23 protein-coding genes and 5 tRNA genes are annotated in these 25842 nt (G+C 62.8%); 10 read left to right on the top strand and 18 right to left on the bottom strand.

The genetic code is table 11. The annotated features are described in order from the left end of the window. Nucleotides 1-13: 13 nt before the first annotated feature. Nucleotides 14-493 (bottom strand): glutathione peroxidase, encoded by a 480-nt coding sequence (locus ABH945_RS05095; RefSeq protein ID WP_429249900.1) that lies wholly within the window; start codon nt 491-493, stop codon nt 14-16. 135 nt (nt 494-628) lie between these two features. Between ABH945_RS05095 and ABH945_RS05090 the strand changes: the two genes are divergently transcribed. Both ABH945_RS05090 and ABH945_RS05085 read left to right on the top strand, forming a co-directional pair. Continuing rightward, the gene (locus tag ABH945_RS05090) at nt 629-2572 is read left to right on the top strand and encodes an ATP-binding cassette domain-containing protein (RefSeq protein WP_429249899.1); all 1944 of its coding nucleotides are present in this window, start codon (nt 629-631) and stop codon (nt 2570-2572) included. Between the two features lie 151 nt (nt 2573-2723). Beyond that, nucleotides 2724-3779: a CaiB/BaiF CoA transferase family protein gene (locus tag ABH945_RS05085; RefSeq protein WP_429250367.1), complete on the top strand. Its 1056-nt coding sequence runs from the start codon at nt 2724-2726 to the stop codon at nt 3777-3779. A 137-nt stretch (nt 3780-3916) separates the two neighbouring features. Here ABH945_RS05085 and ABH945_RS05080 read toward each other — a convergent pair whose 3' ends face one another. From ABH945_RS05080 to alr, 3 genes are all read right to left on the bottom strand, one after another. Then, a complete protein-coding gene (locus ABH945_RS05080) occupies nt 3917-4195 on the bottom strand; it encodes a DUF2866 domain-containing protein (protein ID WP_074764262.1) in 279 nt (92 codons plus the stop codon). A gap of 142 nt (nt 4196-4337) precedes the next feature. Next, nucleotides 4338-5714, bottom strand: a complete 1377-nt coding sequence (radA, locus tag ABH945_RS05075) for a DNA repair protein RadA (RefSeq protein WP_074764263.1) — start codon at nt 5712-5714, stop codon at nt 4338-4340. Nucleotides 5715-6062: 348 nt separating this feature from the next. Next, the gene (gene alr / locus ABH945_RS05070; RefSeq protein ID WP_074764264.1) at nt 6063-7133 is read right to left on the bottom strand and encodes an alanine racemase; all 1071 of its coding nucleotides are present in this window, start codon (nt 7131-7133) and stop codon (nt 6063-6065) included. Nucleotides 7134-7353: 220 nt separating this feature from the next. Here alr and lplT point away from each other — a divergent pair, with 220 nt between their 5' ends. Together lplT and thiD are read left to right on the top strand one after the other, a co-directional pair. Beyond that, nucleotides 7354-8661: a lysophospholipid transporter LplT gene (lplT, locus tag ABH945_RS05065; RefSeq protein ID WP_074764265.1), complete on the top strand. Its 1308-nt coding sequence runs from the start codon at nt 7354-7356 to the stop codon at nt 8659-8661. A gap of 70 nt (nt 8662-8731) precedes the next feature. Then, nucleotides 8732-9538, top strand: a complete 807-nt coding sequence (gene thiD / locus ABH945_RS05060) for a bifunctional hydroxymethylpyrimidine kinase/phosphomethylpyrimidine kinase (protein WP_074764266.1) — start codon at nt 8732-8734, stop codon at nt 9536-9538. A gap of 19 nt (nt 9539-9557) precedes the next feature. On the opposite strand, the gene ABH945_RS05055 is transcribed toward thiD, so the two are convergent. Genes ABH945_RS05055 through tsaB form a run of 4 tightly spaced genes read right to left on the bottom strand, consistent with a single transcriptional unit; the run spans nt 9558 to nt 13216 of the window. Then, entirely contained in the window at nt 9558-10616 is a 1059-nt protein-coding gene (locus tag ABH945_RS05055; protein WP_429249898.1) for a DUF1853 family protein, read from the bottom strand. Beyond that, nucleotides 10616-11836, bottom strand: a complete 1221-nt coding sequence (locus tag ABH945_RS05050; protein WP_429249897.1) for a uracil-DNA glycosylase family protein — start codon at nt 11834-11836, stop codon at nt 10616-10618. The genes ABH945_RS05055 and ABH945_RS05050 overlap by 1 nt, the downstream gene beginning before the upstream one ends. Further along, nucleotides 11823-12317, bottom strand: coding sequence for a ribosomal protein S18-alanine N-acetyltransferase (rimI, locus tag ABH945_RS05045; protein WP_429249896.1), 495 nt, complete (start codon nt 12315-12317; stop codon nt 11823-11825). The genes ABH945_RS05050 and rimI overlap by 14 nt, the downstream gene beginning before the upstream one ends. Then, nucleotides 12314-13216, bottom strand: a complete 903-nt coding sequence (tsaB, locus tag ABH945_RS05040; RefSeq protein WP_429249895.1) for a tRNA (adenosine(37)-N6)-threonylcarbamoyltransferase complex dimerization subunit type 1 TsaB — start codon at nt 13214-13216, stop codon at nt 12314-12316. The genes rimI and tsaB overlap by 4 nt, the downstream gene beginning before the upstream one ends. 182 nt (nt 13217-13398) lie before the next feature. Between tsaB and ABH945_RS05035 the strand changes: the two genes are divergently transcribed. The 3 genes from ABH945_RS05035 to aceA all read left to right on the top strand — a co-directional run bounded on the left by ABH945_RS05035 (nt 13399) and on the right by aceA (nt 17585). Beyond that, the gene (locus ABH945_RS05035; protein WP_074764270.1) at nt 13399-13668 is read left to right on the top strand and encodes an acyl-CoA-binding protein; all 270 of its coding nucleotides are present in this window, start codon (nt 13399-13401) and stop codon (nt 13666-13668) included. A gap of 497 nt (nt 13669-14165) precedes the next feature. Then, entirely contained in the window at nt 14166-15809 is a 1644-nt protein-coding gene (locus ABH945_RS05030; protein WP_429249894.1) for a DEAD/DEAH box helicase, read from the top strand. A gap of 465 nt (nt 15810-16274) precedes the next feature. Then, on the top strand, nt 16275-17585 hold the full coding sequence (gene aceA / locus ABH945_RS05025) for an isocitrate lyase (protein ID WP_429249893.1): 1311 nt from the start codon (nt 16275-16277) through the stop codon (nt 17583-17585). 260 nt (nt 17586-17845) lie between these two features. Here the strand turns inward: aceA and ABH945_RS05020 are convergent, their stop codons facing one another. Both ABH945_RS05020 and ABH945_RS05015 read right to left on the bottom strand, forming a co-directional pair. Then, nucleotides 17846-18280, bottom strand: a complete 435-nt coding sequence (locus ABH945_RS05020) for a universal stress protein (protein WP_074764273.1) — start codon at nt 18278-18280, stop codon at nt 17846-17848. 174 nt (nt 18281-18454) lie between these two features. Continuing rightward, nucleotides 18455-19357 (bottom strand): LysR family transcriptional regulator, encoded by a 903-nt coding sequence (locus ABH945_RS05015; protein WP_074764274.1) that lies wholly within the window; start codon nt 19355-19357, stop codon nt 18455-18457. Nucleotides 19358-19498: 141 nt separating this feature from the next. On the opposite strand from ABH945_RS05015, the gene ABH945_RS05010 reads away from it, so the two are divergent. After that, nucleotides 19499-20359, top strand: a complete 861-nt coding sequence (locus ABH945_RS05010; RefSeq protein ID WP_429249892.1) for a (S)-2-haloacid dehalogenase — start codon at nt 19499-19501, stop codon at nt 20357-20359. A 103-nt stretch (nt 20360-20462) separates the two neighbouring features. Continuing rightward, the gene (gene aceB, locus ABH945_RS05005; protein WP_429249891.1) at nt 20463-22076 is read left to right on the top strand and encodes a malate synthase A; all 1614 of its coding nucleotides are present in this window, start codon (nt 20463-20465) and stop codon (nt 22074-22076) included. Between the two features lie 156 nt (nt 22077-22232). Here aceB and ABH945_RS05000 read toward each other — a convergent pair whose 3' ends face one another. Next, nucleotides 22233-22634 carry a gamma-glutamylcyclotransferase family protein gene (locus ABH945_RS05000; protein ID WP_429249890.1) on the bottom strand — a complete coding sequence of 134 codons (402 nt, stop codon included), beginning with the start codon at nt 22632-22634 and terminating at the stop codon, nt 22233-22235. Between the two features lie 67 nt (nt 22635-22701). Continuing rightward, nucleotides 22702-23196 carry a ribonuclease E activity regulator RraA gene (gene rraA, locus ABH945_RS04995; protein ID WP_429249889.1) on the bottom strand — a complete coding sequence of 165 codons (495 nt, stop codon included), beginning with the start codon at nt 23194-23196 and terminating at the stop codon, nt 22702-22704. A gap of 188 nt (nt 23197-23384) precedes the next feature. Between rraA and ABH945_RS04990 the strand changes: the two genes are divergently transcribed. After that, nucleotides 23385-24251, top strand: coding sequence for an AraC family transcriptional regulator (locus tag ABH945_RS04990; protein ID WP_074764279.1), 867 nt, complete (start codon nt 23385-23387; stop codon nt 24249-24251). A gap of 38 nt (nt 24252-24289) precedes the next feature. Here ABH945_RS04990 and ABH945_RS04985 read toward each other — a convergent pair whose 3' ends face one another. The 6 genes from ABH945_RS04985 to ABH945_RS04960 all read right to left on the bottom strand — a co-directional run bounded on the left by ABH945_RS04985 (nt 24290) and on the right by ABH945_RS04960 (nt 25746). Then, the gene (locus tag ABH945_RS04985; protein WP_429249888.1) at nt 24290-24754 is read right to left on the bottom strand and encodes a GNAT family N-acetyltransferase; all 465 of its coding nucleotides are present in this window, start codon (nt 24752-24754) and stop codon (nt 24290-24292) included. Nucleotides 24755-24931: 177 nt separating this feature from the next. Then, nucleotides 24932-25008 (bottom strand) — tRNA-Asp (locus ABH945_RS04980). A gap of 92 nt (nt 25009-25100) precedes the next feature. After that, nucleotides 25101-25176: transfer RNA gene (locus tag ABH945_RS04975), tRNA-Glu, on the bottom strand. A gap of 61 nt (nt 25177-25237) precedes the next feature. Then, nucleotides 25238-25314, bottom strand: a tRNA-Asp gene (locus ABH945_RS04970). 99 nt (nt 25315-25413) lie between these two features. Further along, nucleotides 25414-25489 (bottom strand) — tRNA-Glu (locus ABH945_RS04965). 181 nt (nt 25490-25670) lie between these two features. Continuing rightward, nucleotides 25671-25746: transfer RNA gene (locus tag ABH945_RS04960), tRNA-Ala, on the bottom strand. Nucleotides 25747-25842 lie beyond the last annotated feature (96 nt).

Genomic DNA, 25842 nt, shown 5'->3' with positions numbered 1-25842 from the left:
TCTCAAAGTCCCTTCAAAGCAACTTCTCGATATCCTCGACAATCGCCTCGGGCTTCGTCAGCGGCGCATAGCGCTTCACCACGCTGCCGTCGCGTGCAATCAGGAACTTGGTGAAATTCCACTTGATTCCTTCGAGTCCCAGCAAGCCCGGCGCCTCTTCCGTCAGATAGCGGAACAACGGATGCGCGTTCGCGCCGTTCACGTCGATCTTGTCGAACATCGGAAACGTCACGCCGTAATTCTTTTCGCAGAAACTGCCGATCTGCCCGGCATCGCCCGGCTCCTGCTTGCCGAACTGGTTGCACGGAAAGCCGAGCACCGTGAGACCGCGCGCCGCGTAGCCATCGAACAGCTTCTGCAAGCCCGCATACTGCGGCGTGAATCCGCATTCGCTGGCCGTGTTGACGATCAGCAAAACCTTGCCTTGATACTGCTCGAGGCTCACTTCCTCGCCGCCGAGCGTACGTGCCGAAAACGAATAAATCGATGTCATGTGCTCTCCCCGTGAAAGCCGTCAGTCTATGCCAAAAGCCGCGCCAGAACAGTCGGCCGAATGGCCGATCCCGACTGAGCGCCCGGTGTCACGCCCGGCAGTCTAAAATAGCGGTTTTCTTCAGCCGGCCTCTTCGTGATCCGCTTTAACCAGTTCAGCCTCGCGCGCGGCACCAAGCCGCTCTTCGACAACACCACGTTCACCCTCAACCCCGGCGAGAAAGCCGGCCTCGTGGGGGCGAACGGCGCGGGCAAGTCGACGCTGTTTGCCGTGCTGCTCGGCGAACTGCACGCGGACGGCGGCGATTTTTCGATCCCGCCCAACTGGCAGATCGCCCACGTCGCGCAGGAAACGCCCGCCGCGGATAAAACCGCCCTCGCCTACACGCTCGACGGCGACGCCGCGTTGCGTGCCATCGAGGCGCGTATTGCCGCAGCATCGGCCGCGCACGACGGCGCGGCCGAAGGCGAAGCGCACGCTGCCTTCGCCGATGCCGACGGCTATACCGCGCCCGCGCGCGCCGAAGCGTTGCTGCTCGGCCTCGGCTTCACGCTCGAACAAACGCGCGAGCCGGTCAGCAGTTTCTCCGGCGGCTGGCGCATGCGGCTGAATCTGGCGCAGGCGCTGATGTGCCGTTCCGACCTGCTGCTGCTCGACGAACCGACCAATCACCTGGATCTCGACGCGATCGTCTGGCTCGAAGACTGGCTGCACCGCTATCCGGGCACGCTGGTCGTGATCTCGCACGACCGCGAATTCCTCGATTCGGTCTGCAGCGTCACGCTGCATCTGGAGCACCAGCAGATCAAGCGTTACGGTGGCAACTACTCGCAATTCGAAGTACTGCGCGCGCAGCAAATCGCGCTGCAGCAGAGCGCGTATGAAAAGCAGCAGCGCACGGTGGAGCATCTGCAGAGCTACATCAACCGGTTCAAGGCGCAGGCCACCAAGGCGCGTCAGGCGCAGAGCCGCGTGAAGGCGCTCGAAAAGATGGAACTGATCGCGCCGGCTCATGCCGCGTCGCCGTTCACGTTCGAGTTCCGCACGCCCGATTCGGCGCCGAATCCGATGATGGTGATGGAAAACGTGCGCTGCGGTTATCACGGCGAAGACGGCGTCGAGATTCCGATCGTCGATCGCGTGATGCTGTCGATCCAGAACGGTCAGCGCATCGGCCTGCTCGGCGCGAACGGTCAGGGCAAATCGACGCTGATCAAGACGCTCGCCGGCACGCTCGAAGCGCTCGGCGGCCACGTCCGCGAAGGCAAGGGGCTGCGCATCGGCTACTTCGCGCAGCATCAGCTCGAAACGCTGCGCGCCGACGACACCCCGCTGCAGCACCTCGCGCGTCTCGCACCCGACACGCGCGAGCAGGAGTTGCGCGACTTCCTCGGCAGCTTCAACTTTTCCGGCGAAATGGCGACGGCGAAAATCGCGCCTTTTTCCGGCGGCGAAAAGGCGCGTCTCGCGCTCGCGTTGATCATCTGGCAAAAGCCGAACCTGTTGCTGCTCGACGAGCCGACCAACCACCTGGATCTCGAAACGCGTCACGCGCTGACCATGGCGCTTGCGCAGTTCGAGGGCACCCTGATTCTGGTGTCGCACGACCGGCACCTGCTGCGCGCCACGACCGATCAGTTCATGCTGGTCGCCAAACATCGTCTGCAGGAATTCGACGGCGATCTCGACGATTACCGCGACTGGCTGCTGCAACACGCAGCCGACCAGCGTGCGGCGCTCAAGGCGGGTACCGCGGCGGCCAACAGCGCCGACGGCAACGCCGACAATGGCGTGAACCGCAAGGAACAGCGTCGGCTCGAAGCGGAAACGCGTCAGAAACTCGCGCATCTGAAGAAGCCGCTGCAAAGCCGCATCACGAAGATCGAGAAGGAAATGGACTCGCTCAACACCGAGAAAACGACGCTCGATGCGTTCGTCGTCGATCCGGCGAGTTACGAGCCCGAGCAGAAAAGCAAACTGACGGAAGCAATCCGCCGTCAGGCAGATGTGAACGCGCGCCTCGAAGTGCTCGAAGCCGAATGGCTCGAGATTCACGAGGAACTCGAACAAATCGGCTAGCGGCACGCTGTTTATGGCCCGCGCCGGCACCGACGAGAGGTTGGCTTTGTCATCTGCAACATCATCATTCGGGGCATCGGATTCTTCGGCTTCACCGGACCCTTCGACGGAATCACCGGCTTCTCCGGCAGTGACGGTGCCGCCGCCGGCACTGCAAGGGTTGCGGGTGCTCGACCTGACCCGTCTGCTACCCGGTCCGGTTGCCGCGCTGCGACTGGCCGAACTCGGCGCCGACGTGCTGAAAATCGAAGCGCCCGGCGCGGGAGACCCGACCCGCACGATGATGCAGTCGTCCAGCGACCGTGTCGCCGGTCGCCCCGGCGCGTTCTACCGGCTGGTGAATCGCGGCAAGCGCGAGACGCGCCTCGATCTCAAATCCGCCGCCGGACGTAATGTGCTGCGCGCGCTCGCGGCCGAAGCGGACGTGCTGATCGAGAGCTTCCGGCCAGGCGTGATGGAGCGGCTGGGCATCGGCTACGAGACGCTGCGCGCGGTCAATCCGCGGCTCGTCTACTGCGCGATCAGCGGATATGGCGCGAGCGGCCCGTTCGCCGACCGCGCCGGACACGACCTGAACTACATCGGTTATGCGGGCGTGCTCGATCAACTGGCAAGCCGCGACGGCGCGCCCATCCTGCCCAATTTCCAGATTGCCGACCTGCTCGGCGGGGCGCTGAGCGCGGTCACGCAGATTCTCGCCGCGCTATGGCACGTGTCGCGCGGCGGCGAAGGCCGTTTCGTCGATGTCTCGATGACACACGCCACGCATGCGCACAACCTCGTCGCGCAGGTCGCGCTGGTCAACGAAGGCGCCGCGCCGCCGGTCGGCACGGGTCTGCTGAACGGTGGCGTGCCCTGCTACAACCTGTACCGCACGTTCGATAACCGCTGGCTCGCGGTCGGCGCGCTCGAACTGAAGTTCTGGGAAACGCTGTGCATGGCGCTCGACCGTCCCGAGTGGGCGACGCGTCACTGGAGCCTCGGTCAGGCCATTGGCGGCCCGGACGCCGTTGCGCTCACGCAGGAACTGGCCGACGTGATCGGCAAGCGTCCGCTGGACGAATGGGTGCTGCTGCTGGAGCCGGTCGATTGCTGCGTTACGCCGGTACTGACGGCGGAGGAAGCCGCGCGGCATCCGCTGTTTAATCCGCAGGCTTATTTGGTGCCGGACGATAACGCGGACGAAGACGATGGCGTGATGGGCTAACGCGCCCGACCGGCTGAACGCGCGGTCGCGGCGATTGCGTGAGATGAATGCAGGAAGCGCTCGCCACGCGCGTCCAGAGAGAAAAAAATTCCCGAAGGGCATCACGTAGAAAGCCTACGACACAGCCCCCCTCAACCTCACCGCCTCGCCACCGTCTGTCTCGGCAGCGTCTGACGCGGCGTTTTTTCATCGTCGTACAGCACGTGCTTGCGGCCTTCCACGTGACGGTTGATCGTGGCGCGCACCTCGGCGGCGGTGGCGTCTTCGGCCACGACCCGGCGCGATATCTGCCCCGCCGTGTTGATCCACTCGACAATCCGGCAAGCGCCGCCCCAAGGCTGGCGAATCGGTTCGGAGACCCGGCAGCCACGTACCTGTATTGGCCGCTCGGCTACGGTTTGATATGACTGTTTCAAGGCGCGATCCTTTTTCAGGCATCAGAAGGGATGCTTACCCTCGCAGCTTAGGAAAAAGGATTGCCATTCAGGTTACAACCAATATGGAGATCTTTACCGGTCATTACAGCGCGCAAGGCGCCCGCAGGAGCCCTCACCCCGCCTATTCAAGCGTACGAACCCGGTCGATAGCCTGTTCGATCCGCTCGACCGCAACGACCTGTAAGCCTTCAATCGGCTGTTTGGGCGCGTTGGCCTTCGGAATCACAGCGACCGAGAAGCCCAGTTTGGCGGCTTCCTTCAGACGCTCCTGACCGCGCGGAGACGGTCGGATTTCGCCCGCGAGGCCGACTTCGCCGAACACCACGAGGCCTTTCGGCAGCGGCTTGTTGCGCAGCGACGAGTGGATCGCGAGCAGAACGGCCAGATCGGCGGCGGGTTCGGTGATCTTCACGCCGCCCACCGCGTTCAGAAACACATCCTGATCGAAACAGGCAATACCGGCATGCCGGTGCAGGACCGCCAGCAACATCGCCAGGCGGTTCTGTTCGAGGCCGACCGCGAGCCGACGCGGATTCGGCGCGTTGGAGGCATCCACGAGCGCCTGGACTTCGACCAGCAACGGACGCGTGCCCTCCTGCGTGACCAGCACACAGGAACCGGGCACCGACTGTTCGTGCTGCGACAAAAACAGCGCCGAAGGATTCGCCACGCCGCGCAAACCGCGCTCCGTCATCGCGAACACGCCGAGTTCGTTGACCGCGCCAAAGCGGTTCTTGATCGCGCGCACGAGGCGGTACGACGAGTGCGTGTCGCCCTCGAAGTACAACACCGTATCGACGATGTGTTCGAGCACGCGCGGGCCGGCCAGCGCGCCCTCTTTCGTCACGTGGCCGACCATGATGATGGTCGTGCCCGACTGCTTGGCGATCCGCGTCAATTGCGCGGCGCACTCGCGCACCTGCGCGACCGAGCCGGGCGCGGAGGTCAGCGCATCGGAATAGACGGTCTGGATCGAGTCGATGACCGCGACGTCGGGTTTGTGATCGGCGATCGTCGCCTGAATTTTTTCGAGCTGGATTTCGGCGAGCAATTGCAGTTCGCTCGCTTTCGAACCGGGTTCGAGCAGCGAAAGCCGTTGTGCGCGCAACGCGATCTGCGCAGCCGATTCTTCGCCGCTGATGTAGAGCGCGCGTTTATCGGCGGCAATTTCGGCGAGCGATTGCAGCAGCAGCGTCGATTTGCCGATCCCCGGATCGCCGCCGATCAGCACCACGCCGCCCGGCACCAGGCCGCCGCCCAGCACACGGTCGAACTCGCTGACGCCGGTGGAGAAGCGCGGCACGTCGGATGCCTCGATATCGGCGAGCCGACGCACCGGCGCGCTTTTCGCGAGCGACTGGAAGCGATGCGTGGACGGCGCCTCAGCGACCGACTCGACCAGCGTGTTCCACGCCTGGCATGACGGGCACTGTCCGGCCCATTTCGGCGACTGGCCGCCGCATTCACTGCAGATGTACAAGGTCTTCGGTTTAGCCACGCGTGATTGCCTGTGTTGCCTGTTGGTGTTCGTGGGATCGATATGTTCGATGGACCGGTCGCATTGGGCCGATTCGTCGAGCTTCGGAAAAAAAGTGGGGAAAGCGGGTGGGAAAGCTGACGGTTGCCCAAGCGGCTACTCGCCGAGCCGATAGCGGGCTTCTAGTCCTAACCGGCTGCAGCCGCGCCGCCAGAAGCGGAAACGAAGCTGCGCAACCTGCTGTCACCGCCGCAGTTCGCGCAGCAACCGCAACACGCCGCGCCGCATTTGCGACTGCCACGCCGCTTTGTGCAAACCCGGCCCGACGCTTTCCTTACTCGTCGAGCACGGGCCCGGCACCCGCAGGCGTTACTCCGCGCGCACCGGCACGCGCGGCGCGACTGCGCACATCAACTCATAGCCGATCGTGCCGCACGCCTGCGCGACGTCGTCGATCGGCAGCGCGGCGCCCCAAAGCTCCACGCGCGAGCCGATATTGGCGGTCGGAACCGGCGTCAGATCGACGGTGAGCATGTCCATCGAAACGCGCCCGACGATCCGCGTGCGCACCCCGTCGACGATCACCGGCGTGCCTTCCGGCGCGACTCGCGGATAGCCGTCCGCATAACCGCACGCGACCACGCCGATCCGCATCGACCCGCGCGCCTTGAACGCCGAGCCGTAGCCCACCGTACTGCCTTCGCTGAGCGTCTGCACGGCGATCAGTTCGGACGTGAGCGTCATGGCCGGCTGCAAGCCGGTGCCGGCCACTGCCGCCGTCACGCCCGACGGCGATGCGCCATACAAAATGATCCCCGGCCGCACCCAGTCGAAATGCGCGCCCGGATGCCACAACGTGGCCGCCGAGTTGGACAGGCTGCGCGCGCCCGCAATGCCCTGCGCGCCGCGCTCGAAGGCTTCCATCTGATACGCGATGCCGCGCTCGCCGTCGGCGTCGGAAAAATGGGTCATCAGCGTAATCTGGCCGACGCCCTGGCAGGCGCGCGCCCGCTCCCACGCCGAGCGGAATTTCTCGACCGTGTAGCCGAGCCGGTTCATGCCGGTGTTCATCTTCAACTGGATGTTGACGGGTTTGGACAGCCGTGCCATTTCCAGCATGCGCAACTGTTCGTCCGAATGCAGCGCGGTGGTCAGGCTGTAACGATCGATCACGTCGATATCGGTCGGACGAAAGAAGCCTTCAAGCAAAAGAATCGGGCCGGCCCAGCCCAATTCACGCAACTTCACCGCTTCTTCGAGGTCGAGCAATCCAAAGCCGTCGGTTGCTCGCAAACCGGGAAACGCGCGTGCGAGGCCATGCCCGTACGCGTTTGCCTTGACGACGGCCCAGATTTTGGATTTCGGCGCGTAGCGGCGGGCAACAGCAAGATTATTGGCGAGTGCGGCGGTGTGAATCGTGGCTGAAAGGGGGCGCGGCATGAGATATTTTTTCGTAAAGACGCTTGCGAATCAGCGGCTTACAGGGCGTTTTCAGCGCTCGGCAGCCCGCTGGGCGGTGCGATCAAGGATTCTGCTAGTCCGAATCCAGCTATTTTCGTGATATAAAGCCGTGCGCACAACCCATTTCGAACGGCATAGGCCCGCACGCATTGCAAACGGTCGGGGCAGACAGACCGCAGCGAGGACAGCATCGCATCAGATGAAAAAAGGTTTTTACACCATCATGGCCGCGCAGTTTTTTTCGTCGCTGGCCGACAATGCGCTTCTGATCGCTGCTATCGCACTGCTGAAAGATCTTCACGCCCCGAACTGGATGACGCCGCTGCTCAAGCTGTTCTTCGTCCTGTCGTACGTCGTTCTTGCCGCGTTCGTCGGCGCTTTCGCAGATTCCCGTCCGAAGGGCCACGTGATGTTCGTCACGAACACCATCAAGGTGCTCGGCTGCATCACGATGCTGGTCGGCGCGCATCCGCTGATTGCCTACGGTATCGTGGGTTTCGGCGCGGCCGCGTACTCGCCCGCCAAGTACGGCATTCTCACCGAGCTTTTACCGCCTGACCGGCTGGTCGCCGCGAACGGTTGGATCGAAGGCACCACGGTCGGCTCGATCATTCTCGGCACCGTGCTCGGCGGAGCGCTGATCAGTCCGCACATTGCCGCGCCGATCCTCCGGCAGCACATCCCCACGGTCAACACGCCCGCCGAGGCGGCGATGCTGGTGATCATGGCGATCTATATCATCGCCGCACTTTTCAATCTGCGAATTCCCGATACCGGCGCGCGTTATCCGAAGCAGGAACGCGGCCCGATCAAGCTCGTCACCGATTTCGCCGACTGCTTCCTCGTGCTGTGGCGCGACAAGCTGGGCCAGATTTCGCTCGCCGTCACCACGCTGTTCTGGGGCGCGGGCGCGACGCTGCAGTTCATCGTGCTGAAGTGGGCCGAGGTGTCGCTGAACATGTCGCTTTCCGAGGCGGCGATCCTGCAGGCAGTCGTTGCGGTCGGCGTCGCGGCGGGCGCGATCTTCGCCGCCTCGCGCGTACCGCTGAAGAAGTCGCTGTCCGTGTTGCCGGTCGGCATCATGATGGGGATCGCCGTAATGCTGATGGCGTTCTACACGCGCGATCTGTTCCCCGCGCACTGGGGCTTCTATTTCGGCCGCATGCACGTGCCGGGCTATCTGATCTTTGCGTATATTTTCCTGATGGTCGTCGGCGGCCTGTCGGGCTTCTTTGTCGTGCCGATGAACGCGCTGCTGCAGCATCGCGGGCACGTGCTGCTGTCGGCGGGACACTCGATCGCCGTGCAGAATTTCAACGAAAATCTCTCGGTGCTGGTGATGCTGTGCCTGTACGCGGTGCTGGTGTGGCTCGACGTGCCGGTCACGGCGGTGATCGTGCTGTTCGGCACGTTCGTCTGCGTGATGATGTGGTTCGTGATGCGGCGCCACCAGGCCAACCAGCGCGCGTTCGACTCCGTCGCGCTGATCGGCGAAGCCAAGCACTGATACCGACACTGATCTGCGGCGGGCGAGCGCTCCACCGCGCGCCCGCGCCCTCTTTCCTCCTCGCTTGACCATGACCCAACCGATTCCCAATGTGCTGACGATCGCCGGTTCCGATTCGGGCGGCGGCGCTGGCATTCAGGCCGATCTGAAGGCCTTCTCGGCGCTCGGCGCGTACGGTGCGAGCGTAATTACTGCGCTGACCGCGCAGAACACGCGCGGCGTGACCGCGATCCACGCGCCGGACCCGGACTTCATTACCGCGCAACTCGACGCCGTGTTCGACGATATCCGGATCGATGCCGTGAAGATCGGCATGCTGGCGAACGCGCCGATCGCGCGCGCGGTCGCGGATGCGCTGCGCCGGCATAAACCGAAGCACGTCGTGCTCGACACGGTGATGATTTCGAAGAGCAATCACGCGTTGCTGCTGCCGGACGCGGTCGCGGCGGTACGCGACGAATTGCTGCCGCTCGCCGACGTGCTGACGCCGAATCTGCCGGAAGCGGCAGCGCTACTCGGCGTGCAGGCGGCCGTCGACGAAGCCGGCATGGTCAAGCAAGGCGAAGCACTGCGCGCGCTCGGCGCCCGCGCGGTGCTGATGAAGGGCGGCCATCTGAGCGCGACGGACAGCCCGGACTGGCTGGTGCAGGACAGCGGCACGCTGCGCCTGGGCGGTCCGCGAGTGCCGGTGAAGAATACGCACGGCACGGGCTGCACGTTGTCGTCGGCGATTGCTGCGCTGATTCCGCAACGCGGCGATCTCGCGAGTGCGGTGGCGGATGCGAAGGTTTATCTGACCGGCGCGCTACAGGCCAGCGATCTGCTCGACGTGGGGCACGGTGTTGGGCCGGTGCATCATTTTTATCGGTGGTGGTGAGCGGCCGGTCGGCCCCACGTCACTTTCCCGGCTTTGCCGCGTAGTTCCGCGCCATTTCCGGCCACTCGTCCGGCACGATAAAACCGCGCGAGCGCTCGATCAGATTGCCCGCGTCGTCGTCGGTAAAGGCGACGACCATTTCCGGTCCATGATGATGCGGAATCTGCCCGGCGAGCGTTTGTGCATCGACGTAACGCGAAGCAGCAGGTCCGTCATTTTCTGATTGCGGCTCGTTCTGGTCATCGAGCTCGACACGCCTCGGCGCGAGCCACTCCAGACGCGGCAATTGCCGCCACTTGCGCGCATGCTCCGCGGCAAAATCCGGCCAGTCGCTGCGCGTGACCCACCAGCCACGACCATGCGCGGGATCGAGTTCAGCCGGACCTGCCGGCGTTTCGCCATGCCGGTAGAACAGCCAGCCTTTGATGAACATCTGCGGCGTCCACGGCCCTGGATGGCCGACCGACGCGAACTCCTCCCGCGCGCTCAACGGCAACTGATGATCCAGCAAATGCGCGAGCTTGAGATCGAACCGGTCTTTCAGATTCGGGCCGACGTAGTCCGCCAGACGGGCCGTCGATTGCGTATTCGCATCGCCCGCGTGCAGATAGCACTTCACCGCCAGTTCCCAATGCAAGCGCGCACCCTGTTGCGTCTGCAGAAGGAAATCGCATTCGCCGAGCGTGACGCCCGCGCGCCGCAACGGCACACCGGCCGCGATCAGCCGCGCCGCCGGGCCATGTTGCAGAAACCACCCGAGCAGCCATTCGGCGTAGCGGCCAAGACGGGTCATGCGGGTCGCCGCCAGATCGCGATGCAACGCGTGCGGCGCGGCGTCGAGAGTGCGTAGCCAGTCGGCGGTGGCGTGAAGTTGCTGGGGTGTTTCAAATGCACTCGCGAGTGCGCCGGTCGGCGGTTGCGGACGCAACAGGTCGGCGCTGAGAAGCAGCCACGCGAGATCGCGTACGACCTTATCGCGCAACCTGGCAAGCAGCGTATCGAGCAGCGCGCCCGGATAAGCGTACGTGACGGGCGTATCGACACCCGCCGCCTCAGTTCTGGTCCCGCCGCCGCTCATCACTCTGACTGGTTCGACGCTTCGCCGCCCGCTGCGCGCCACGTATCGCGGGCGAGACACAGGTCGGCCCATGCCTTGGCCTTGTCAGGCAGACTGCGCAGCAGATACGCCGGGTGATAAGTGACGATCACCGGGACGCCTTCATACTCGTGCACACGGCCGCGCAGCGACGAAATGCTGGCGGTGGTCTTCAGCAGACTCTGTGCGGCAAAACGGCCGAGCGCGACGATCAGCTTCGGCTTGACCAGCGACACCTGGCGTTGCAGATACGGCTCGCAACGCGCGACCTCATCGGGCTCGGGATTGCGGTTGCCGGGCGGCCGGCACTTGATCACGTTTGCGATGTACACGTTGGTGTCGCGCGCGAGGGTCAGCGAACGCAACATGCTGTCGAGCAGCTTGCCCGCCTGGCCGACGAACGGCTCGCCCTGACGGTCCTCGTTTTCGCCCGGCGCTTCGCCGATCAGCATCCAGTCGGCACCACGATCGCCTACGCCGAACACGGTGTTCGTGCGCTTCTCGCACAGACGGCAAAGCTGGCAGTTTGCGACACGCTCGCTCAACGCATCCCAGTCGAGGGTCTGGATGGCGGGTAGCGCCGGTTTTTCAGCTCGCGCTTCCGACTGCGGATGGGCGGGGAGATCGTCGAACCACGCGAAATCGTCGTCCGGCGGAGCGTCGAAGGATGACGGTTCGGGCTCGGGTGAATGGGATTGCGGTGCTGGCTGCGACGAGGTTTGCGACGGCGAAGCGGCTCGCTGCTGCTGAATGGTTTGCGGCTCGGGAACTGCCTGACGTGGTGCTGCGGGTTGAACCTGTTGCTGCGCCTGGGTGGATTCCGCTTCCGGTCGAGATTCGCGTGCGGGCTGAGACTCGGGTGCAGGCGAATGTTGAACCGGTTGCGCAACCTGGTGTTCAGACTCCGACGGCAGAGGACGCCCGGACACAGTGCGATGCTCAGCGGAGGCCTGAATGTCGGACGCAGCCTGAATCCGCTGTGCGGGCTGCTGCATCGGCTGCGACCCGGCAGCTTGCACCTGCCGCACGTTACCGGGCGCCTGCGTCACCGCACGCTCAACTCCAGCGTCGTCAGCCTGCGCCACCTGAGCGGCTACAGCACCCTCTCCGGCTTCATCGCCCGCCTGCTGCCCAGCCATCCCGCGACGCACCCACAGCGGGGCCAGCCCGAACTCTTCCAGTACCGATTCATGCAGCGCCATCTGCGCCCTCCGTGGCAAACGAGAAACGCATCACGATGGCGTCCTCCCGGCTGCGATGACGCGCCGGATAGTAGTTCTTGCGCCGGCCGATCGATGCAAAGCCAAAGCGCTCATAAAGCCGGATCGCCCGATGATTGGACGGCCGCACTTCCAGCAGCAGCCCGTCGAGTTTTTCCGCGCGCGTGATGCGCACCGCCTCACGCAGCAGCGTGAGACCCGCGCCCGCCCCCTGCGCATGCGGCGCCACGCACAGATTCAGCAGATGCATTTCATCGACGACCGGCATCAGCACGCAATAGCCGATCAGGCTCCCCGTGACGTGTCGCAGACAGACGCCGAAATAGCCGTTGCGCAGCGAATCGCCGAAATTGCCGCGGCTCCACGGAAACTCATAAGCGATTTTTTCGATGGCCGCGACCTCGTCCAGATCGCCTTCGGTCATCGGCGACATGTAGCGGTCGGCGAGCAGCACGCCGCTCATTGCCCGCCCTCGCCGCCCGGTGCGACATGAGATGCCCCTTGAGATGCCGCCTGCGGCGCTTCATGAGGTACACGGTGATCCGGCGCGCGAGGTGCAGTTTGGGGCGCTTCCTGGACCGATCCGGCAGCCAGCGCGGCCTGTTCAGCCTTGGCGGCTTTGTCCGCCATCCGCTCCGCTGTGGTTTGCGCGACTTTGTCGCGCACATACTCGGGCGCCGCCTGATCGGCCGGGACCGTGCGGCCGGCGCGAAACGCGCGCAGCGCGGCGTGCGCGAGCGGCAGCGCATGCGGCAACGCCTCTGCGTCGACCGTTCGCGCGGCGGCGACCGCCGGCAAACGCGCGCCGAAAGCCGCCGCCGCGTTGCCGGCCAGCGTAAAGGGCACGCCGGGCAATACCAGCTTGTCAGGTGCGTCGAGGGAGGCCGATTGAACCGTCCGCCATTCGCGTTGCATGGCGTCCCATTCGTAGTCGGCCCAATAGATTTCGTCCATGCGCGCATCGAGCGCTGCAAGCACGCGCGTCGCGGACGGATCGCGCAGGCGGGCGCTCTCCGCGCAAGCCAGCAGCGTGCTGACCGGCACCACCCGCAGATTCAGGCCGAACGCGAGGCCCTGAGCGACACCCGTTGCCGTCCGCAAGCCGGTAAACGAGCCGGGACCGGAACCGAAAGCGATCGCATCGCAATCGGCCAAGGCAAGGCCGGCTTCGTCGAACAGTTCGCGGATGGCTGGCAGCAGGCGCGTGCTGGAGACCGCGCCCGTCTGCTCGTGACGAACCCAGATGCGAGGTTCGGCGGAAGTCACGCCGGCAGCGTCGGCGTTGGCGGCAGTGACGGACAGAAGCGCCACCGAACAGAATTCGGTCGACGTATCGAGGGCAAGGAGCACAGTTTGAGTCATGGACGATATTGTAATCGGCACGGCGCGTGCAAATGTGGTTTGGCTCGCCCTCGCGTTGAAACCCGGCGGCCGATGTCTGGCGATGTTTGGAATAGGCTCTCGGCCCGCCAGCGGCGTCCAGTTGTTATGATCGTCAACCCGATCTCAACCAACCCGATCCCGCCCGGCGGGCGAAAACGACAATGACAGACATCGATACCCAGTTCGCAAAAGCCCACGAAGAAGTCCAGCAATTGCCGGAGCGTCCGGGCAACCTCACGTTGCTGCGCCTGTACGCGCTCTACAAACAGTCCACCAAGGGCGACGTGCATGGCGACAAGCCGGGCTTTACCGACATCGTCGGCAAATACAAGTACGACGCGTGGGCCGCCCTCAAGGGCACCGATCAGGACGCCGCGAAGCAGCAATACGTCGAACTCGTCGAATCGCTGAAAAGCGGTACCGCAGCCTGAGCAGGCCCAAGCCTGATGAGTGCCGGCACGCTCGCCGCGGCAGCCGCCGCGAGCGTGCGACCAGCTGACGCAGCTGTCCGCCCAGGCACCCGCCCCGCTGGCAGCCGCCGCGCCGCCCTATATGTCTTTTTCGTTAAGAAAACTCCTAGGAGTGGCGCAGTGCAACAAAAGCCTATACAATGCTGCCTGCGCTTCACTGCTTTGCCCCGCTTTCTTTAGCGGCCTTTGCGGCGCAGCGCCTCGTAGCGTTTAGCTCCAATCCAGTTTAGAACCTGTCCCCTCCTGCCTAGCCCCCTACGGGCGATCATGTCCCAGGCTGGCGGCACGCCGTGTTGGCATGTCGCATCCGATACAGCTTCTAACAAAAAGCTCGCCTTCATTGTCGCGAGCTGCCCCCGTTTTTCGATTTGCTCGCTGCTTCTTTGCTCGCTGAATCCGACGACTTGGGTATGCCGATTGGCGCCGACGTTTTAATTCCCTGTGTACCAAGGATTCTCATGACTTCGAGCAACACCTCCAGCCCGTTGAACGCCATCGCCGATCAGGCACTCGGTCTCGCCGACGCTCCCGAACAAGCAGCAGCCGTTGCTGTCGCCCCGGAAGCCGTTGTCGCTGAAGCCGCAGTCCCGACCGGCCCGACGTTCGCGTCGCTTGGTCTCTCCGCGGATGTCGTCTCCGCGCTGACCGCAGCTGGTTACCAGAACCCGACGCCGGTTCAGCAACGCGCTATCCCGGCTGGTATCGCCGGCCGCGATCTGCTGGTGTCGAGCCCGACTGGTTCGGGTAAGACCGCTGCGTTCATGCTGCCCGCTATCGAACGTTTCTCGCAACTGCAAAAGGCGCAAGCCAGCCAGCCGCGTGAGCCGCGCCCGGCCGACGGCGCCCGCAACACTCGCCGTCCGCAACCGGTTGCACGTCCGACCATGCTGGTTCTGACGCCGACCCGCGAACTCGCGATGCAGGTCACGACCGCTGCTGCCACGTACGGCAAGCACCTCAAGCGCCTGCGCACCGTCAGCATTCTGGGCGGCGTCGCTTACGGTCAACAGCTGATGCTGCTGGCGAAGAACCCGGAAATCCTGGTTGCTACGCCGGGCCGTCTGATCGACCACCTCGAACGTGGCCGTATCGACCTGTCGCAACTGCAGATTCTCGTGCTCGACGAAGCTGACCGCATGCTCGACATGGGCTTCATCGAAGACATCGAAACGATCGTCGCCGCTACGCCGGCTACCCGTCAAACGATGCTGTTCTCGGCCACGCTCGACGGCAAGATCGGTTCGCTGACGGGCCGTCTGCTGAAAGATCCGGAACGTATCGAGATCGTTCAACGCCTCGAACAACGCACCAACATCGCGCAAACCGTTCACTACGTTGACGACCGCGATCACAAGGATCGTCTGCTCGACCATCTGCTGCGTGACGAAGGCCTCGACCAGGCTATCGTCTTCACGGCAACCAAGATGGACGCCGACCAGCTGGCAGGCCGTCTGGCCGACGCCGGTTTCGAATCGGCTGCCCTGCACGGCGATCTGCCGCAAGGCGCGCGTAACCGCACCATCAAGGCACTGCGCGAGCGTCGCGTTCGCGTGCTGGTCGCAACGGACGTCGCGGCTCGTGGTATCGACATTCCGGGCATCACGCACGTGTTCAACTACGACCTGCCGAAGTTCGCTGAAGACTACGTGCACCGTATCGGCCGTACCGGCCGTGCTGGCCGCTCGGGTATCGCAGTGAGCCTCGTGCATCACGCCGAGCAAGGCGCGCTCAAGCGCATCGAGCGTTTCGTGCGTACCCCGTTGCCGGTCAACGTCGTTGAAGGCTTCGAGCCGCGCAAGTCGGCTCCGTCGGGTAATGGCCGTCCTGGCTTTGGCGGCCGCGGCCGTCCGGGCGGTGGCAATGGCGGTGGCCGTCGCTTCGGTAGCGGTTCGGGCAAGCCGGCTGGTAACGGCGGCGGTGCGCGCAGCGGTAGCGGCGGTGGCAATGGCGGCGGCTGGGCTGGCAAGTCGGCTGGCGGCGGTTCGCGTGAAGGCGGCGGCGGCTTCGGCGGCGGTTCGCGTGAAGGTTACGGCGGTTCGCGTGACGGCGGCTACGGCGCACGCCGCAGCGACGGCCCGCGTACGGCTCGTCGCGGCAGCTAAGTGACGTAGACGGCACGCATGCCCTCGCGGCGTGCGGCATGTTGCGTAGCAGTACAGCAATCAGCCAGAAAATGACCCGGACGGCCTCTTCGCCGTCCGTCAGTCGGAAGAAACCGGTGCTCAGGCGCCGGTTTTTTTTCGTCTGTACTCGCCGTCGCGCCGGCCAACCGTGAAATTTCACGATGTGGAAAATTTTTTTGCGTCGTAAAAAATCGTGCTGCACGGCACAAGACGACCTATTGCAAGATGGAAAAAGTCGTTTCTTAATGCGAAATGATATCCGCAAACCATTGATTTAAAACAAAAATAAATATTATAAAAGCGCGTTCCCGCGACTATTGCGCACACCTCGATTTGCCTAGACTCTTATACAAGACTTCACGAAACGAAACGCCAAACCGGCCGGCAGCTTCGACGAAGATTACCGAGTCACCTATCCATTTCAGGCAAATCAAGGAGAACAACATGACTGCATCCCGTCAGGATCAAGCCAGGCAACTCCAGCAGCAATGGGACACCGATCCGCGCTGGAAGGGCATCAAGCGCAGCTACTCGGCGGAAGACGTGATCCGTCTGCGCGGCTCGGTGCAGGTCGAGCACACGCTCGCGAAGCGCGGCGCGGAAAAGCTGTGGGCAAGCGTGAACAACGAGCCGTTCGTCAACTCGCTCGGCGCGCTGACCGGCAATCAGGCGATGCAGCAGGTGAAGGCCGGTCTCAAGGCGATCTATCTGTCGGGCTGGCAGGTGGCGGGTGACGCGAACGTCGCCGGTGAAATGTACCCGGACCAGTCGCTGTATCCGGCGAACTCGGTGCCGCTCGTCGTCAAGCGCATCAACAACACGCTGACGCGCGCCGACCAGATCCAGTGGTCGGAAGGTAAGAATCCGGGCGACGAAGGCTACGTGGACTACTTCCAGCCGATCGTCGCCGACGCGGAAGCCGGTTTCGGCGGCGTGCTGAACGCGTTCGAACTGATGAAAGCGATGATCGAAGCCGGCGCTGCGGGCGTCCACTTCGAAGACCAACTTGCTTCGGTGAAGAAATGCGGTCACATGGGCGGCAAGGTGCTCGTGCCGACGCGTGAAAACATCGCCAAGCTGACGGCCGCGCGCCTCGCCGCTGACGTCTCCGGTACGCCGACCGTGCTGCTGGCCCGCACCGATGCGGAAGCCGCCGACCTCGTCACGTCCGACATCGACGATAACGACAAGCCGTTCCTGACCGGCGAGCGCACGGTGGAAGGTTTCTATCGCACGAAGCCGGGCATCGAGCAGGCCATTTCGCGGGGTCTCGCCTACGCGCCGTACGCCGACATGATCTGGTGCGAAACCGGCAAGCCGGACCTCGAGTTCGCGAAGAAATTCGCCGACGCGATCCACAAGGAATTCCCGGATCAACTGCTGTCGTACAACTGCTCGCCGTCGTTTAACTGGAAGAAGAATCTGGACGACGCGACGATCGCCAAGTTCCAGCGAGAACTCGGCGCGATGGGCTACAAGTTCCAGTTCATCACGCTGGCCGGTTTCCACGCGCTGAACTACTCGATGTTCAACCTCGCGCACGGTTATGCCCGCAACCAGATGACGGCCTTCGTCGAAATGCAGCAAGCCGAATTCGCGGCTGCGGACAAGGGTTTCACCGCGGTCAAGCATCAACGCGAAGTCGGCACCGGCTACTTCGACGCCGTGACGCAAACGGTCGAACGCGAAGCATCGACGACCGCGCTGCACGGCTCGACGGAAGACGAACAGTTCTTCGACAAGAAAGTCGCGTAACCGGCCGCAACCGGCCCCGTGGCCTGAGCGAACGACGACGCAGAAGACGAAAAAACGGCTCCGTCAGAGAGCCGCCGTCACAGGGAGGAGCCGTGCCGCTGGAGTCGTTGTGCGCAATCGGTTTCGCGGACAATCGACCCGGCGGCCGGAATCCGGTAGAAAAAATCGCAGCAGCGGAGAAAGAACCGGCACAGCGGATCGCGCCGGTTAATCAGGGACGCGGCGGACTTAAAATCCGCCGCGTTTTTTCATGATGCCGCTCAGCGATACACGATCACTGGGATCTTCGTATGTGTGAGCACGCGTTGCGTTTCGCTGCCGATCAGCAGGCTGCCCAATCCGCGCCGCCCGTGCGAAGCCATGAAAATGACGTCGCAGCCACCCCGCTCCGCCGCTTCGATAATCCCGAGATAAGGCGCGGGATGCACGCTGGTGTGACTCTCGACAACCACGCCTACCCGCCGCCCCGCCATTTCCACTTCCCGCAGATGCACCCGCGCCTCGCGCTCGCTGCGTTGCAGGAACTCGGACGGTGGTTCGACCACCACGTCGGAGAAAGGCGAATACGGATATTGAGGCAGGCACGCGTAAGCCGTGACGCGCGCGCCGACGGCCTGCGCCAGATCGATCGCGCCGTTTATCGCCTTGCGCGACAGCTCGGAACCATCGGTCGGAACCAGGATGTGCGTGAACATAAGGCCCTCCGTCGCCGGCTATGCACGAGCGGGCGTGCGCACCTGCGCTCAGCATCGAATGTGGTCTGGTGTGCCAGCCGCTCAATCGATTGTAGTTCGCACAAATGCAGGTTTGGAGAGCTTGAAGGGTCTGTCCGCATATCGGAAACCCCGGGTCGACAACCCGTTCGACGCTCAGCCCCAGTAACCGGGATGGCTGTACGTATGCTTGAGAAAATCCAGAAACAACCGCACTCGCAACGGCAAATGGCGACGCTGCGGGAACACCGCGTGGATGCCGATCGGCGGCGCAGCGAATTCGTCGAGCACCGTGACGAGCCGCCCCGCTGCGATCTCCGCGCCAACCTCCCACCACGAGCGCCAGGCGAGACCGTGGCCTTCGAGACACCACTCGTGAAGCACCGCGCCGTCCGAACATTCCATCGTGCCGGACACCTTGATCGACACAACCTTGTCGCCCTGCTGGAACATCCAGCCGCGTTGCTGGTTGGCGCTCGCGCCGAGCGCGAGGCAGTTGTGATGCGCGAGATCGGCGAGGTTGTGCGGCGCACCGCGTCGGCTCAGATACGCGGGCGACGCCACGCACACGCGCCGGTTTTCGCCGAGCCGGAGCGACACCAGCGACGAATCCGGCAACTCGCCAAGACGCACTGCGCAATCAAAACCTTCGTTGACCAGATCGACCAGGCGGTCGGACAGGTCGAGCGTGATCGATACGTCGGGATGCGCGACCGTGAAAGCCGGGACCAGCGGTGCGACGTGCCGGCGGCCAAAACCCGCCGGGGCGGACAGCCTCAAATGGCCGCTCGCTTTTACGCCACCCGCCGACACGCTGGCTTCGGCGTTCTGCATGTCGTGAATGACGCGCTGGCAGTCTTCGAGAAACGCCGAGCCTTCGAACGTCAGCGTGATCTTGCGGGTTGTGCGCACCAGCAGTTTGACGCCGAGGCGCTCTTCCAGTGCGTCGATACGGCGGCCGATGATCGCGGGCGCGACGCCCTCCGCCATGGCCGCCGCAGACAGACTGCCCTTGGCCGCGACGGTGACGAAAGTCTCGATCTGCTTGAATCGGTCCATGAACGAGATGGGGAGAGTGAAGGTTCGAAGCGGGCAAGATTAGGTGGATAAAAGTAAAAGATCAAGTGATGTTTAGCCTCTTTTTTAGCGTCAATCATCACTAATACAATTCATCCTGACCTCTGACTGGAGTGCACGGCAATGTCGGCCATAACGACACTTCCCCCTAAAGCAGTGATTTTCGACGCATACGGCACGCTTTTCGACGTGCATTCGGTGATCGCTGCCGCGGAGCAGCTGTTCCCCACTCACGGCGACGCGCTGTCGTATTTGTGGCGTCAGAAGCAGATCGAATACACGCAACTGCGCACGCTGGCCGCTCCATCGGACGCACCCGGCGCGCACTATCGCCCGTTCTGGGACATCACGCTCGATGCACTGCGTTTCGCCGCGAAGAAACTCCAACTCACACTGGGTCGCGCGGCCGAGAAACGTCTGATGGACGAATACGCGTGCCTGTCCGCGTTTCCTGATGCAGTGCCGGCGCTGCGCGCGCTGCGCGATGCGGGTATCAATGCGACGGCAAGCGCTCAATCCAGCAGCAAAAAAGCTTCTGCGTCAGGCGAAAAAGTTCATCGCCTCAACCTCGCGATCCTTTCGAACGGCAATCCGCAAATGCTCGACATCGCCGTGAAAAGCGCGGGCATGAACGGCCTGTTCGACCACGTTCTTTCCGTCGACACTGTGCGCGCCTACAAGCCTTCACCGGCCGCGTATTCCCTCGGCACGCAGGCGTTCGGCGCGCAGCCGCGCGAACTTGTCTTCGTGTCGTCGAATGGATGGGACGTGGCGGGCGCGACGTGGTTCGGCTTCACCACTTTCTGGCTCAACCGGCAAAACGCACCAGCCGAAGAACTGGGCGTCGCGCCACATGGCACCGGCGAAGACATGAACGATCTGCTCGTTTTCCTGCAGACGCTCGCTTCGCCCGGCCGCAGCAGCACACCGGGAAGCTCCGGCAAGTCCGCTGGCAACCGTACGCGTCACAGCCCTGGCGCATGACGGCAATTACCGGACCCGCAACACGCATGCATTACACACGCCGCACACATTCATCGCTCAACAACATTTGCATCATTGCAATCTGACCGACCAAGGAGAAACCATGGCGAATTCGCTGTCATCGTCGTCGCTGCCGCAGGGCATGGAAATTTCGGCTGAGATCAAGCCGGGCTACGAAGCAATCCTCACTCGCGAAGCGCTCGAACTCGTCGCCGCGCTGCATCGCACCTTCGAACCGCGTCGTCAGCAGTTGTTGCAGGCGCGCGTGGAACGCACGAAGCGGCTCGATGCCGGCGAGCGTCCCGATTTCCTCGCGCAGACGAAGCACGTCCGTGAAGGCGACTGGAAAATTGCGCCGCTGCCGCAGGATCTGCAATGCCGCCGCGTGGAAATCACCGGCCCGGTCGAGCGCAAGATGATCATCAACGCGCTAAATTCGGGCGCGGATTCGTACATGACCGACTTCGAGGATTCGAACGCACCGAGCTGGGATAACCAGATCGGCGGCCATATCAATCTGAAGGACGCGGTGCGCCGCACAATTTCGCTCGAACAGAACGGCAAGTCCTACAAGCTGAACGACAAGGTCGCCACGCTGATCGTGCGTCCGCGCGGCTGGCATCTGGATGAGAAGCACGTGAAGGTGGACGGCAAGCGCGTGTCGGGCGGCATTTTCGACTTCGCGCTGTTCATGGTGCACAACGCGAAGGAACTGGTCGCGCGCGGTTCGGGCCCGTACTTTTATCTGCCGAAGATGGAGAGCCATCTGGAAGCGCGTCTGTGGAACGACATTTTCCTCGCGGCGCAGGAAGCCGTCGGCGTGCCACGCGGCACGATTCGCGCAACCGTGCTGATCGAAACGATCGTGGCCGCGTTCGAGATGGACGAAATCCTGTACGAACTGCGCGAACATAGCTCGGGACTGAACGCGGGCCGCTGGGACTACATCTTCTCGGCGATCAAGAAGTTCAAGGCCGATCGCGACTTCTGTCTCGCCGACCGCTCGCAGATCACGATGACCTCGCCGTTCATGCGCGCGTATGCGCTGTTGCTGCTGAAGACTTGCCATCGACGCAGCGCGCCCGCGATCGGCGGCATGAGCGCGCTGATTCCGATCAAGAACGATCCGGCGGCGAACGACAAGGCCATGGGCGGTGTGCGTTCGGACAAGGCACGCGATGCGGGCGACGGCTACGACGGCGGTTGGGTCGCTCACCCGGGCCTCGTGCCGATCGCGATGGAAGAATTCGTCAAGGTGCTCGGCGACAAGCCGAACCAGATCGGCAAGCAACGCGACGACGTGCTCGTGACGGCCGCCGATCTGACGGACTTCCGTCCCGAGGCGCCGATTACCGAAGGCGGTTTGCGCAACAACATCAACGTCGGCATTCACTACCTGGGTTCGTGGCTCGCGGGCAATGGCTGCGTGCCGATTCACAACCTGATGGAAGACGCGGCGACGGCGGAAATTTCGCGCTCGCAGGTGTGGCAGTGGATTCGCTCGCCGAAGGGCAAGCTCGAGGATGGCCGCAAGGTGACGGTCGAACTCGTGCGCGAGTTGTCGGCGCAGGAGTTGGCGAAGGTGAAGCAGGCGGTGGGCGGTACGGCTGGCGCGGATACGAAGCCGTATGAACGGGCCGCGCAGATCTTCGAGGAAATGTCGACGTCGGAGCAGTTCACCGACTTTCTGACGCTGCCGCTGTATGAAGAGATTTGAGGCTGAGCTTTTTTATGCGTCGTGAAGTCGGCCCCATGAAGCCTGCCGGGACGGCACACGTCGTATGAAAACAGCCTGACTCGCAAGACTGACCGACCGGAGGGCCCGACAGGTGTATGCCTGCCGGGCCATTTTTTTGTGCGGGTTTTCGAGTGGTCAGCGAGTGCTGCGATAACCGACCCAATCGCCCGATTTGATTTCTGGTAGCCCCTTCACCGCACTGGGCGCGACCGGATAGAAGCGGCAATTCACCACGTTGCCGTCCACTTTCAGCATCACCTCGCGCGCGAGAAAACGATCTTCGATGCCCGGATAAACCGCTTCGATTTCATCGAGCACCGCGACGAGCGCGTCGTCGATTTCGTAGACGTCGCCGATCACGTCGATACCCGCTTCGTCGAGCACCAGCCCCGGGTACAAACCGAAGTCGAACAGATGACCGCGCACCGTGGCCGTGCCAAGCCGGTTCGGCTCGGCGATCTCGTTACGCGCCGCTGCTTCGTGGATGTCGTTCACTTCACCGGCGCGCAATGTGCCGTAAATAAAGACGGTCTGCATCGTCGTTTGCTCTCCTGAAAAATAAGGAATGGGTGGCTTCGGTTCGAGCCGGGGTTCCGCTGACGCTTCAAGTCAGCACGGTGTTCGCGACGAGCACGCCGTCGAGGTCCGCGTAGATCCAGTCGCCGGGACGCACTAATGCGCCGGGTAACTGCACGGGGACATCACGCTCGCCGGCGCCGAGCTTCGGCGAGCGTCGCGGACAGGTTGCCAGCGCCGCCACGCCAACATTGGCGTCGTTCAATTCGAGCGTATCACGCACGCAGCCGTTGATAACCACGCCCGCCCAGCCGTTCTGCTCCGCGATTTGCGCGAGATTTCCGCCCAATAGCGCGCAACGCAGACTGCCGCCGCCGTCGATCACCAGCACCCGGTTTTCGCCTTGCTCTTCGAGCGTGGCACGCACGAGCGCATTGTCTTCGAACACTTTCAGCGTCACCGCCGCGCCGCTGAAACACTCGGGGCGGCTGAACAGATGGAAGACCGGTTCGAGCACGCGCAGCGTGCCGAGCGCCAACTGGTCTTCATGTGCATCGCACAAATCCGCTGTAGCAAAGCTCATGGGATTCTCCTCGGGACCGGACAATCGGGACATTATGCACGCCGTATCGCGGTCAACCTCTACAATGAGAGGCCGACTGCGGTTTGGGGCTTTGAATCCGCACGGTTTTTCGACTCACGACTCAAGCCTTTGGCGCGTGAACATGACAGCCCCACCTGCGGCATTCGCTCTCTGGATCGCTCTTCGCCATGACTTCGTCCGCCGACTCAGACCTGTTGAGCTTCGTACGCTTCGCCGACATTCCGCCCGAGCATCAACCCACGAACGAACATCCGATTCGTGTGCGCTCGCGGCCCATGCCGATGGGTTCGCGCATCGCCAGGCATCGGCATGCGTGGGCACAGGTGGCTTACGCGTCGCGCGGCGTGCTGCGAATCGCAACGACCGGCACTACGTGGATGGTGCCGCCGTCGCGCGCAATCTGGGTGCCTCCGCATGTGACGCACGAAGTGGTCGCCGTCGAGGATGCGTTTCTGCGCACGCTGTACATCACCGAGAACACGGTGCCGGCCGGACTGGATACGCCACGGGTGGTCGAGGTCTCGGATCTGCTGCGGGAAGTGATTGCCGCGCTCGACACGCCCGGCATTTCCGTCACGCGCGAACAGCTACTCGGCGCGCTCGCACTCGACGAATTGACGCGTTCGGAGCCTTTGCCGCTTTCAGTGCCGATGCCTAACGAGAAGCGCCTGCGTGCGCTTTGCGAAGCCGTGATCGAAGATCCGACGCATGGCGAATCGCTCGAACAATGGGCGTCGAGCGTCGGCGCGAGTACCCGTACGATCGCGCGGCTGTTTCGGCAGGAATTAGGGGTGAGTTTTTCGCAGTGGCGTCAGCAGGCGATTCTGGCGCGTGCCATTCCGCTGTTGAGTCAGGGGCGGCCGCTTTCGCATGTGGCGCAGGAGCTTGGCTACCAGAGCCAGAGTGCGTTTTCCGCGATGTTCCGGCGTGCGTTCGGCGAGAGTCCGCGTGCGTTTATCGAGCGCGGTTCGGAGCATCGTCCGGAAAATCATGTCGCGCGTTCACAGGATGATGAAACGGCGCGGGAAGTGTAGGCGTATCGGGCAGCAACGACCGCCAGGCCACGCTCTCATCAGACCCGTCGCGCCAGATGACGGATCGCGCCAAGCTGGGCGAGACGCGGTCCCGCCAGTTTGTAGCCTTTACGTTGATAGAGCCGCGCGGCGGGATTGTCGACGAACACACGCAATTGCAATTCGCGCAGCCCGCGCTCCCGCGCCCACTGATGCGACATATCCAGCAAATACGTGCCCGCTCCTAACCGCCGATGTCCCTCGGCGATCTGCACGTCGCGGATATGCAGCGAATCGCCCTCTTCCGTGATGCGCAGCACGCCGATCGGCTTGCCATCCACCTCAAGAATAAAATTCTCCGATTCGCGCCAACTGCCGAGAAAAAGATCACCGCGCCAAACCAGGTGATGCCGGTGATAGTAGCCACCCATGTTGTTGCGAGTCAGCGCCTCGGCGAACTCGAAATCGTCCATGCTGGCAATGCGCAAAAGAAACGGTGAGGTAGCTTCGGTTGGATCGAACATGGCGAAACGACGAAGATAGGTGACGCAGATGAGCGACGAGAATGAGTGGGGTCAACGGTAAAACAGGGGAAGCCTGCTGGCAATGGCTGTTTGTCCCGAGCATACCCAGGCGAGCTACGTTGCTGAGCAGCGGAAATAAAAAAAGCCCACTTCTTTCGAAGTGGGCTTTCTAAAATCTGGCGGAGCGGACGGGACTCGAACCCGCGACCCCCGGCGTGACAGGCCGGTATTCTAACCAACTGAACTACCGCTCCAGATTTTGCACCGCTGGCTTATGAGCTACGCTCACTTACCTTCAGCAACCTACTGCACCGTTCAAACTTCCAACCGAACGACGCCGATGTTTTGGCGTCCCCTAGGGGATTCGAACCCCTGTACTCACCGTGAAAGGGTGATGTCCTAGGCCTCTAGACGAAGGGGACAACGTACTGCTTACAACTTTAATGAAAAAGCCCGTTCATGTTCGTGCGAACGGGCTTTAACTGGCGGAGCGGACGGGACTCGAACCCGCGACCCCCGGCGTGACAGGCCGGTATTCTAACCAACTGAACTACCGCTCCAGTTTTCCACCTACTTGCGAGCGTTGGTTTTTCTCTGCAAGCTGCGCTGCTTTACTGCCAATCGAGCATTAACTCGAACACTAAAGCGACGCTTATGTTTGGCGTCCCCTAGGGGATTCGAACCCCTGTACTCACCGTGAAAGGGTGATGTCCTAGGCCTCTAGACGAAGGGGACACAATCTTTTCAGATCTGTCTTTAACTCGCTGCCAACTCGCCGGTAACTGGTGCTATCTCGTTACTTCGTTTCGTCAACTGCGAAGACCGCTACTATAACAACGTTTCGGTCATTTGTGAAGTCTTTTTTACTACAATTTGCTGACTTCTCAACAACTTTCTACTACTCGCTCTGCTGTGTTGGTGGAGGTAAGCGGGATCGAACCGCTGACCTCTTGCATGCCATGCAAGCGCTCTCCCAGCTGAGCTATACCCCCGCGGCACATCAGAGAAACGAGATTCTAGAGGCCAATTTGCGTCTTGTAAATACCCTTTGAGCAATTGCATGCGACTTTTTTCGCAAGTCGCATGCA

Source organism: Paraburkholderia sp. GAS333 (assembly GCF_050435665.1).
GTDB classification, from domain to species: Bacteria; Pseudomonadota; Gammaproteobacteria; order Burkholderiales; family Burkholderiaceae; genus Paraburkholderia; species Paraburkholderia fungorum_A.
This window is presented reverse-complemented; position numbering and strand designations above follow the sequence as displayed.